The following is a 10729-nucleotide window of genomic DNA, read 5'->3' on the forward strand; positions in this document are numbered from 1 at the left end:
TGCGGCAGGGCCGCTAGCGACTGAAAGCGGCACCCGGGTGGACAAAGCGCTCCCCTAGCACCCAGCCATCATGGTTCTTCAGGCCCTTCTGACTGCCCCAACAGCCGCCAGCGACCGATACAGCAGCGACCGAGCTAATCAGTCGCTGACCTTCCCGGAGGCAGAAAATCGCAGGTCAGGACAGCGACAGAAACCGATAGCGACCGAAGCGACCCGAGCTCGGGCTTATGAAGACATTCCCGTGTGCGTGCGTGCGTGTCATAGATGGGGAGCTTCAGTCGCTTCAGTCGCTTCCGTGGTGTCCATTTCTTGTTTTGACCTGGGCTTTTTCCTGAGTGTCCAGGGCAGCGACTGAAAGCGGCCGGTCGCTCTCCAGCGCCTTTGGCGGCGATATGGTCGCTGAACCGCGCACCGACGGGCTCCTGGCCTGCCCCGTTGAGCGGCGCGTCGCCGCCCGGCCGCTGCGCGTCGCCCCGGAGAAAAACCACTGCCGCCCGAGGCGTGTCGCTGGGAGACTGCGGGGATGACCACGCAGCGGCTGCCGTTCCCGGTCCCGGACGAACGCGCCCACCTCTTCGTCGACAGCTACGCCGACATGCACGAACTCGTTAAGGACTTGGTCGTGCCCGTCGGCGTACCCGAAGCCGCGGCGACTGTCCTGCGGACGGCCCGTGAGCTGCTGCGCCAGTCGTACTACTGCTACGAGTTCTCCACCGTGGTGGTCATGCACTCCCTGATCGCGGTGGAGATCGTGCTGCGCTACCGCATCCCGGACGCGGGGAAGAAGCCGCTTTACCAGCTCATCAAGCAGGGGGCCGATGATGGGATCCTGACGGCCCGGCAGGCCGAATACCTCGACTACGGTCGGCAGATCCGCAACGGCATGGCGAGCAGCGCTGCGGCCAGCGCCACCGTCTCGGGGAATACGACCGCGTCGCGAGAGATGATCCGCCACCACTAAAACCGCGGCCCGGCATCCCCACCCGCGACCACATGCAGCCGGGTCGGCCAGGTCCGCTCCCGCTCCCACTCCAGGGCCTGCTCCCACCACGCACACACCACCGCGTGGGCGAGAGCGAACACCCGCCCCGGATCGGCGCCGGCTGCGGCCGCGGTCCGGGCGACCTTCGGCCAGGCCCGCTGCGCCGCGGCAACCTCCGGGCTCGCCCGCAGGTCGAGGTTGCGGTGCCCGTCACCGCAGGTGAGCATCCACCGCCGGTGGCGGGCGCAGGCACCGCTGCCACGGTGCCACGTACCGCACCACCACCGTGTCCTCTCTGGTGCGGGCGGCTGTGCACAGCCGGCACCCGTACGCCACCGGCCCGTACTCCCCAGCCGACGCCACCCTCCACCGGCCTGCCGCTGTGTGGCCCAGCCCTACCGGGGCCGCCCGGCGTGCCGGAAAAGGTCGGCTGCGGCCAGTTGCCAAACGCGGGCAGCGCCCGCGCCAGCTCTTGCTCGTCGACCCCGCCCGGTCGGGCCAGCAGCACCTCGGTGTCCTCGCGCGGACCGGCCTCGTCCCGCGGCCGGGAACCTGACCAGGTCCACCAGGGCAGCAGCGCGCCGGGATCCATGCCGTAGCGCCCAGCAACTCGGGACAGGTACGACCACGTCGTCTCCCCGGCCGTAGGGGCAACTCGCAGCATGCCCGGAAGCGGCACGTGTCTCCTTACGACGTGTTGTTACTTGGAGTAGGCGGAGGGGGTGAGGCGGTTGCCTGTGACGATGCCGGCCAGTACGCGGCGGTCCGTGTCGGCGTCTTGGGGCCGGTGGGTGGTCAGCCAGGTGAGTTCGTCGATCCGGCGGGTCCCTCCGGTGCCGCTCTTCGGTGTGAGGTCGAGGACGAGTAGCTGCCCGAACGGTGCGTTGGTGTTGGTGTACTCGGCTTCCTGCGTGAGGTACTTGGCCTCGATGTGGGCGCGGGTGTTGTCGTCGCTGTCCTGCTTCATCTCGGTGAGGTAGCGCAGTGAGCCGAAGTGGACCAGGACGTCGGCGCGGCCCATTCCCATGTCAGTCGGCTCGACGAAGACGATGTTGTGCAGCGGCCCGGCCTGTAGCCAGCCGTGGAAGTCGCGTTGCAGGTCGGCTTCGACAGCCTTCCTGTGGCCCTTCGGCGGTTTGCGGCGGTAATCGTACGGCGGATCGTCCTTCTTGCCGACTCCGAAGAGGCTGGTGCGCGTCAGGTCGGAGCGGCTCTTGAGGAACAGCAGCGTCTGCTCGACTAGGGCGCTGAAGGTTTGGCGGACATCGCCGGTGAACTCTGGGTGGCCGGAGAGTTCCCTGACGAAGCGGTCCAGAAGCGGCACGATCAGCGGGTCGGAGGCCTTCAGCCGGGCGACATCGCCGTTGTAGGCAAGGCCTTCAACGGCGGCGAGTGCGTCATCGTCGAGGCCATCGGCGATGCTGAGCGCGCGGTGGCCGCCGAGCTTGAGGACCAGGGTGGGGGCGATGCGGTGCAGTCGCTCGGAGGCAGCTGCTCGTCCGGGTTCTTCGTCGTCCTCGCCCGCGGGCTCCCTGGCGGGGTCGGTGGTGGCCTCACGGGCGTCGATCCGTGCGATGACGACGGCGGCCGTTTCCGCGTCGAACAGCGGTCCGGGGTAGTCCTGCGGGTGTGCCGCGGCGTGCCGGAGGGCGTTGAGGAAGGACTGCTCGCGCAGGAAGCCGTCTTCGATGGCCGGCTCGATCAGGGCGGCCAGCCCGGTGACATCGCCGCTGGTCCCGACCGGGTGAATGGTCCGGGTGGCGCGGTAGGCGGCGAGCACCGCGTCCAGGGCCTGCCACTGGTCCATCCGCACGGGCGCCGTCAGGGTCTGTGCGGCCGCCCGGAGTTGGAGAAGGAGTCGGCCCCAGGCGATCTCCGCGGAGCGTCGCGGCTGCAGCCATGCGGGCTGGTGGGTGCCGTGCAGCCATGCGCCTCGGCGTTCCAGGGCCTGTTCGATGCAGTCTGCCGCCTCGGCCACCTGGGGGGTGTTGCCCGCGGTGAAGCCCAGCACCGCATCGCACACCGCCACGTACACGGCCGCGTCATCCCGGGCCTCCTCGGCTGCCTGCGCCGCCGAGAAGAAGCGCCTGGCCTCCGTCATTCGGCCGCTGACGTCGACGAGGTCGTGTGAGGACAGCGCGCTCCGCAGCCGGTCGCAGCCCAGCTCGAACAGCGCATCGACATCGGCAGCCTCATCGACGGACAGCTGCTCCAACAGGTTACGCACGGTTGCGCTGACGGTGGCTTCCTGCTGGGCCCAGCAGTCCAGGGCGACACCCAGGATCCTCGGCAGGCGCTCGGTGAAGTCCTCGGGGCCGTCACCGGGCAGCTCTTCGAGGGCCTCCCACACCCGGTAGGGGCGGACAGCGTTGGCGGCTGCCAGCCGTACGGCGCCTTCCAGGCGGGCTGCGGCCAGCAGCGGCACGCGGGCGATGGCGTCGGCCAGACCGTCCAGCAGCACCGTGTTCAGCGGCCCGGCCAGGGCCATTGTGGCGGCACTGCTGCCCAGCAGGGTCTCCAGGGCCTCGGCCAGGGCCAGCAGACTGCCCTGGCCGGCGAACCCTGCGGGAAACAGGCCGGCCGCTTGCGCCCACACCGGGTCGGTCTGGTCGAACACGGCGGCGACAGCCTCGGCCAGCAAGGGCGCGTAGGGGCCGGCGGCCACCTCTGCGACCTCGGCGGCGACGACGTCCTGCGTCAGGCCGACCGCGTGGAAGGTGACCGGTTGTCCGGAGGCTGCCAGTGCGTCCAGCCGGTCCGCCAGCTGCGTCATGGCCGCCCTCCTGCCGGAAGCTTGCGGTCCTTCACCACAACGGCTTGCCTTCCGGCGCCTCGATGATGTTCTGCTTCGGCAGGACGTCGTGGGCCAGGTCGAAGTCCCTTGTGGTGATCAGGACCTGCAGGTGATTGTGGGCGGCCAGCTCGGACAGCTCACCCAGCAGCCTGCGGATATCGAGGTCCTGGACTTCTTCCGCCTTGGGACTGTCGATGAGCAGCAGGCCCGGGTGGGTGGACACGTTATGGGCGGCGCCCACGCGGAGCAGGGCGATCACGACCGCGATGCGCAAGCGCAGCCGTTCGCCGGGGCTCTGCTCCCCGAAGGGCTTGGGCCGGTCGCCGCCTTTCGTTACGTCCAGGTGGGCGGCACGGTTGATCTTCACCGACTCCAGGGAGTCGATGCCGAAGCGCCGGCCGAGATCGGCGATCTCCCGGTTGATGTCGGCGAAGAGCGACTCGGCGGCCGTCTGGTGGTCATCCTCCAGGATCTTCGTGCCAGCCTTGAGCACCTTCAGGGCCTCGGCCTCGATCGGGTCGTCCGGCAGTGGCGGAAGCTCGGGGAACACGCTCAGGGCGCCCTCCAGGCGCAGCACGTCTTCCTGGGCCTTGGCCCTGGCCGGTACCTGGACCGCGAACTCCGCACTGCGCAACTGCGCCTGAGCCAGGTCCAGTTCTGCCGTCAGGCGCGCCAGCCCGGCCTCGGCTGCTTCGAGGGCCTTCTTGGCGGTCTTCTCGTCCGCCGTGCTCTCCTCCAGCCGCTGGCGGGCCTCGTCGAGGACCTCCTGAGGAGTGTCGTCGTCACCGTGCACCGGCCGGGCGCACACCGCGCAGGCATGGGAATCACGCTCCTGCTGGCGGCGGTCCCCCGCGATCGGCTGGTCGCACCGCGGGCAGGCCTTCGGGTCCAGCCCGTGGAAGAGAAGCCGGGCGGTGGCGCTCTCGGTGACGTCATTGACGAGCTTCGCGTCGTGCTGGCGCTGGACGCGGGCCCGGCGGTGCGCCTGCATCAGTTCCTCCCAGGAGTCCTGGGCGTCTGCGATGCCGCGGGCCAGTTGGACGGCGCGGGCCGCAAGCTCGGTCAGGGTCTCCTGCTCGCCCGGCTCTGCCGATGTCAGCAGGGCGAGCTGCTCTTTCGCCTTCGCCAGATCATCCGTGATCTTTTTCCGTTCGCCGGTGCGCTGGTCTCGGGCGGTCTTGTCGGCGGTGAGCCGGGCCTTGCGCTTGGCGGTCAGTACGTCCGAGGCGGTCTTGACCCGGGTCAGCGCGGCGGCGGCGGGCAGGTCCAAGAACACCTGCAGGAGCCGGCCCGGCAGCCCGCCGGTGACCACGTCACCGAGCAGCGCCTTGTCCCGGCCCGCTGGCAGGTAGACCGCCCCGAAGTAGACCGGCCAGCCGTGGGTCTGGGTCCCGGTCTGCTGGAAACTGTTGACCAGCGGGTGCAGGTCCAGTCGGTCCATCATCAGGGCCTGCACCTGCTCGGAGTAGCTGTCCGACCCTGACGCGCGCAGCACCGGCACGATCTCGCGCGCTCTGTCCGGCGTGCGCACGGATTCCAGCGCCGTGATCTCGGGTCCGGACAGGACGACGGCGGAGGAGATCTCCTCGTCGGCCAGGTCCAAGCGGAAGCCCATCGGCTTGCCCGCCACCACGACGTCAAGGTCGAGCTCACGCAGCCAGTGGCGCACCCCGGTCGGCTCCCGCGGGGACCCCCGCAGGCACCACGTCACCAGCTCCAGAACGCTGGTCTTCCCCCGCAGGTTCGACGCCACCAGGCCTGTCAGCCCTTCGGAGAACCGCATCTCGGTGTCGAACGGCCCGGGGTGCACCGTCCCCGCCCGTACCCCGGCGATCCGTAAACGGTGCAGCCGCAGCGTCCGGGACCTGGCAGGAGGACTGACCAGCGGCAGGCCGTACCCCGCGAACACCGACCGCACGTTCTCCACCGCTACGCCTGCCTGCGCCGCGATCCGCGACTCCAGCAGGACATCGTCGTCCTCAGCCATCTTCCCCCACCCGAATTCCCTTCGCCCGTGCCTGCGTCCGTAGCTTCCCCAGCCGCACCCGCGCACGGACGGCGACCGAACCGATCCGTTCGCCCCGCACCGCCTCGGCGTATTCTCGCTGCAGGTACTGCCGTTTCTTCAACTCGCTGCCGCCCAGCCCGTCGGCCAGCGCCAGCACCAACCGCGCACGGTCGACGTAGTAGCGGAAGTCCGGCGCCTCCCGGATTACCTCACGGGCCACCACGCGACCCGGTTCCAGGAGGAAGTAGTCGTGCTGGCGGACCCGGTTGACGGTGCCGCGCCGGCGACGGGCCACCAGCCCGGCGCTGCGCAGCACCGCCAGGGCGTCGTCCAAGGGCTCGTAGGCGCCGAAGTGGTGGCGCAGCATCGGGTAGCGCCGTACTTCCGGTTCCTCGGAATCCAAGATCGAGCCCGCCAGCTTCAGCAGGGGCACCTCGCCGCTCTTCTCGTACTCCGTGAGCAGCTCGTCGGCGAGGTAGTCCGGATTGCGCAGCCAGAAATCCAGCTTCTGCAGCCGAACCTGGGTCCGGACCACGCCCACAGCCTCAGCGAGCCCCGGATCGGCAAGCTCAGGCTCGCTGACGCTCCCGCACGCACCATCGATGAGCAGTAGCAGGCGCACCGCATCCTGCTCCCGGCTGGTGACCGATTCGTCTGCAGTGGGAAGCTCTTGATCCACCGGCTCAGCGTAGCGGCGAGTAATCCTTTTTGGACCCCTCGTGTACCAAACCGGGTGTTGCACGCGCAGTCGTTCGCGTGATCACGGCCGCCGGCCTGTTTGTTGTCCTTCGCCCAGGTACCGACACCTAGGCCCGGAATCCGTTACTCTTGCCCAGCCCGGCCTCTACGTTGCCTTCATGACGTTGAATGCCGACGAGCATGAACTCCTCCGCCTGATCGCCCAGTCACCAGAGCCCGTGGCCGCCTCCGACTTTTTTCACACCATCCACCCGGCGAACTTCGAGCGAAGCGCCGTCAAGGAAGACCCTCGGCGCGTGGCATGGCAGGAGAAGCAGTTCGGGCTCTATAGGGCGGTGATTGACCTGCACGACGGGGGTCTCGTCCGGATTGTCCACCCGGCGAACGGAGAGCGGCCAGACCTGACGGAGGCCACCGAGGCCGGCCACGCTGCCCTGGCCTGAGGGCCCTGCAGGGCGGGCCTGGTTGGGCCCGCCCCAGCGCTGAGGGAAGAGCGGCAGCACTACGACAGGCCTGCCGGGCCCAGCGGCTACCTCCATCAGGCCCACTCCATGCCCACCTTCCGCAGCGCGTCCAGCTGCTCCGCGGTGAGCCTGTCCCGCCTCGCGCGGGTGTTCGATATCCACACGCCTAGCTTGACGATCACCGGCTCCGTCTCGCCGTCGACCGCGATCTCCTCAGCGTGGCTGCGGGGTACCGGCCTGTGGGCACCCTCCCGCTCTACCCACTGAGTGAGGGCCGCCAGGCCCCGCTGGAACGACTGCTTCGCCTTGCTCGGCCCCTTCGTCGCGCGCGGGGCCGCCGGGGCTGGAGCGGGCCGTTCGACGGGCGTCACACCCAGCGCGGTCAGTCGTTCCTGCTGTTCGGCGGAGAGTTGTGTCCAGGTGCTCGCTTCTCTTTGCCGCGTGAGCCATCGTCCGATGTCGTCGCCCTCGAACAGCACCCCGGGGTCGATGGCAGGCAGGACGCCGTCGGCGTCGACTAGGTCGGAGAGGACGCGGTAGTGCCGCTGCCAGTCGAGCGGCCAGGGGCAGTTCCAGTCCGGGTCGATCGCCGCCATCTGCGCCGCGCGCTCTGCGGCCCGTTCCGGGTCTTTGCCCAGGCCGTTCTTCGCGCCTTTGCGCCTGAGATTGGCCAGGTGCTGCCCGATGGGCACCATCGCCTCGCCCTCGCCCCACACCGCGTCTTGCCGGGGCGCGAGGTGCCCGTGCGCGCGCCGATAGGAGCGGAAGACGGCGAGTTTGTTCTCCCACGCTTCGTCGCCGGGTTCCCACACCATTCCGGCGTCGTCGAGGAGGGTTTTGCGGTGGGGATCGAGTTCTCCGGCCCGCAGCGCTTTTCGCTGTTGGTGGACCCATCGCCCAAGCGGAAACGCCTTCGTCGTCCCGACCTCGGTCTCGACGTCGTAGGGGATGGCGTGCAGCCCGGTGATGCTGTTCTCGGTGCGCCAGCGGGTGAGGGCTTGGTAGCCCTCGAGCCAGATGAGGGACTGGGGGCGGATGACGCGGCAGCGGGTAAGGGCTGCGATGTCGGCGGCGTCGCGGGGGGAGGCGAAATTGATCACGATGGAGGTGACCCGGTCGACCTCCTGCTGCGCCTCGCTGCTCTCCGCGGGCATGTCCCCGTTCTCCGGGCCGGCCCCGGCCGCGGGGGAGGGGCGGACGTGGATACGCCGCCGCTCGGCGCCGCGGGTCAGGGCGCGGGAGGCGAGCTGGTCGACCATGCGTTCCGAGTGCGAGCGCAGGGCTTGGAGGATGTCGACCAGAGGCTGGTAGCTGGCCGAGGCGACCATGTCCTTCGGGTCCTCCCCGGACTGCAGGAAGACAGGGATGATGATCCGCGCGGTCTTGGTCGTGCCGTCCGGGTTGGGGCGCAGGGCGCGTCCGATGTTCTGGACGACGTCGACCTGGGAGCTGCGCGAGCCGACGATGCACACGGCCTCCACTCCGCGTAGTCCGGTGATGTCGACCCCGACCCCCAGCGCCCGCACGGAAGAGAGGAAGGCCCGGTGCACCCGCCGGTTGTTGGCGTCGATGCCGTTAGCGAACCGGTGGATCACTTCACGCCGGTGCGCGATGGGATGGTCCCCGCACAGCCAGTCCGCCCACACCCGCTCCGCAGGCACGTGACGGCCTTCCTCCAGCTCGTACAGCTCGGCGTCGAGCGACGAGGCGGGCAGCTCCTCCGCCCCGGCCAGCGCCGCCGCGGAGGCCTCGGCGGCGTGCAGCTCGGCGGCGGTCGCCGGCATCTGTCCGGCGAACGCGGCCGCCTCCTCCACCCGCTGGTGGAACACCATGGTGGTGTGCAGGTTCTGCTGCGCCGCGTGCTCCAGCAGCGCGGCCTGGAGCAGGGCCATGCGCCGGCCCCGCAGCGCGTCCTCCGACAGGCCCAGGACCGGGTCGGGGTCGCGGATCTCCAGCACGTCGATCTCGAACCCCGCAAGGATCGAGCGTTCCACCGCCTCCGCCAACCCGAGATCGAAAATCCTGGTGCCGTAGGTGCGGGAGTCGTCCTCCATCGACGCGATCACCACCTCCCGCCCGTCCCGGCCCCGCTGCGGCCGGGGCGCGGCGAGGATCCGCGGGGTCGCGGTCAGGTAGAGCCGGAAGTCCACGGGGATCCGGCTGTTGTCGTGGATCGCCGCCCACGGTCGCCCCATGTCCCCCGCGGTCATGTGCCCCTCGTCCAGGATGGCCAGGTCGAACGGAGCCATCCGCTGCCCGTACAGCCGCTCTCCGCCCGCCAGAGCCGATTCCAATGGCCCGGGGACAGTCCGGCGCCCCGTGACGTCGGTGGGGTCCTCGCGGTCCACGAGAGAGGCGTACGTGGCGAATACGACCACCGGCCCGGCCCCGGCCCACAGGGCGAGCTGGATCGGATTGGTGGTGGTGCGCACTGCGAGCTGCTCCAGGACCTCGTCCTTGTCCACCGAGCAGACCGCGACCATCGGCGCGCGGTGCCCGACCCACCGCCAGGCCTGGGCACTCTGCACGATCAGGTCCAGCGTGGGCACCATCACCAGAATCCGCCCGCCCGGGAAGTACTCCAGAGCGCACGCAGCGGTGGTGATCGTCTTACCGGACCCGGTCGCGGACACCCCCATCGCACGTGCCCCCTCCGGAGGAACAGGCGATCTTGCAGGAAATCCAACCCAGTCGCGAAAGCTCAACTTCTGGTCGATCTGGTGTTCTTTGAGCGGAACCAAAAGCATTTCTAGGCCCTCCCCGATTCCTATTCCTGTGGTCTTTCAGATGGCCCCGTGCGGAATGCAGGCCGCACCGAGGTCGTTCCAGATCGACGCATCCGCCTTGTGCCAGCCGCCGGACTTTCCGTCCTTGAAGGGCGGCTTGTCGTCCGGGTCGTAGTGACCGGCATCGAGCGCGCAGACGATGACGTCCCCCGTCGCTGCTCCTCATCCGCGCGGTGCAGACCGCCGGCCTCGCCCAGCGCCTCCAGTACCCGGCGCCGCGCTGTGGTGTGCGGGTGGGCGCGCGACAGCACGGACTCCCGGACGAACCTCTCCAGCCGGACGAGGTCGGCCCGCGTAAGCTGTCTCACGTCCGCGATGTGTACGGCCAGTTCAGCGGCCCCGGACTCCCGGCCGCCGTGCTGGGACCACACTCCTGGTCCGCGATGCCTACCAGGGCCTCGCTCACGGCCCTCACGCCGTCATCCCAGCCGGCCGAGAACAGCGCGCCCCGAGAAGCCGGCACCATGCCGTCCAGCTCCACCACCGGGCACTGCGCTCCGGTGACCGTCCCGGCCTCCAGCGCGGCCACCAGGTTGTTCGCTTCGCTCTTGGGCACCCTGCCTCCAGGAGCGCGAACACCTTCAACCGGGCGTTCACGCCCGCCGTCTGGTACTGCGTCACCTGGCGCACAGAATCGCTTCTCAGCGTGGGATCAGGTCCGGTAGATTCGTGGTGACCGGTCATCTGCGGGTCGTTCCTCTCGGAATTCCGGGGAGTTTCCGGGTGATTGGGGGGTGTCCATGTTTTCGCCAACAGTACATGGTGAATCTACTGGATGCACTCGCTACACTGGAACCCACGCGAACGAGCGACCCCCTACCCCCGTAGCCAGCCCGGCCCGCGCCAGCGGGCCCCCATGCCCTGGAGGCGCAGCCGGAAGGGCCGCCAGGCGGGGGAGCGCAGCGGACCCGCCCAGGAGTGCGCAGTACTCCCCAACTCCCGTATCAGGAAGCCCACTAGCCGGACTTTTTGTCCCCATCGGTCGGGCCGCGCATC

General features: G+C 69.4%; 8 protein-coding genes. 2 read left to right on the forward strand and 6 right to left on the reverse strand.

Going from position 1 to position 10729, the window contains the following annotated elements:
- Window positions 1–523 precede the first annotated feature (523 nt).
- Window positions 524–961, forward strand: coding sequence for a hypothetical protein (locus LIX60_RS31300; RefSeq protein ID WP_227963114.1), 438 nt, complete (start codon window positions 524–526; stop codon window positions 959–961).
- Here the strand turns inward: LIX60_RS31300 and LIX60_RS31305 are convergent.
- From LIX60_RS31305 to LIX60_RS31320, 4 genes are all read right to left on the reverse strand, one after another.
- Entirely contained in the window at window positions 958–1209 is a 252-nt protein-coding gene (locus tag LIX60_RS31305; protein WP_227963115.1) for a hypothetical protein, read from the reverse strand. The genes LIX60_RS31300 and LIX60_RS31305 overlap by 4 nt on opposite strands.
- 473 nt (window positions 1210–1682) lie before the next feature.
- Complete coding sequence (locus tag LIX60_RS31310; protein WP_227963116.1) at window positions 1683–3755, reverse strand: hypothetical protein; 2073 nt, start codon at window positions 3753–3755, stop codon at window positions 1683–1685.
- 31 nt (window positions 3756–3786) lie between these two features.
- Window positions 3787–5763 (reverse strand): hypothetical protein, encoded by a 1977-nt coding sequence (locus LIX60_RS31315; protein WP_227963117.1) that lies wholly within the window; start codon window positions 5761–5763, stop codon window positions 3787–3789.
- Entirely contained in the window at window positions 5756–6463 is a 708-nt protein-coding gene (locus tag LIX60_RS31320; protein ID WP_227963118.1) for a hypothetical protein, read from the reverse strand. Before LIX60_RS31320 ends, LIX60_RS31315 begins: the two co-directional genes overlap by 8 nt.
- 178 nt (window positions 6464–6641) lie before the next feature.
- On the opposite strand from LIX60_RS31320, the gene LIX60_RS31325 reads away from it, so the two are divergent.
- Window positions 6642–6926, forward strand: a complete 285-nt coding sequence (locus LIX60_RS31325) for a hypothetical protein (protein ID WP_227963119.1) — start codon at window positions 6642–6644, stop codon at window positions 6924–6926.
- A 95-nt stretch (window positions 6927–7021) separates the two neighbouring features.
- Here the strand turns inward: LIX60_RS31325 and LIX60_RS31330 are convergent, their stop codons facing one another.
- Window positions 7022–9694 carry a DEAD/DEAH box helicase gene (locus LIX60_RS31330; RefSeq protein WP_227963120.1) on the reverse strand — a complete coding sequence of 891 codons (2673 nt, stop codon included), beginning with the start codon at window positions 9692–9694 and terminating at the stop codon, window positions 7022–7024.
- 343 nt (window positions 9695–10037) lie between these two features.
- Window positions 10038–10289, reverse strand: coding sequence for a hypothetical protein (locus LIX60_RS31335; protein WP_227963121.1), 252 nt, complete (start codon window positions 10287–10289; stop codon window positions 10038–10040).
- Between the last annotated feature and the right edge of the window lie 440 nt (window positions 10290–10729).

Origin of the sequence: Streptomyces sp. S07_1.15 (assembly GCF_020739505.1) — a bacterium.
Lineage (GTDB): Bacteria > Actinomycetota > Actinomycetes > Streptomycetales > Streptomycetaceae > Streptomyces > Streptomyces xinghaiensis.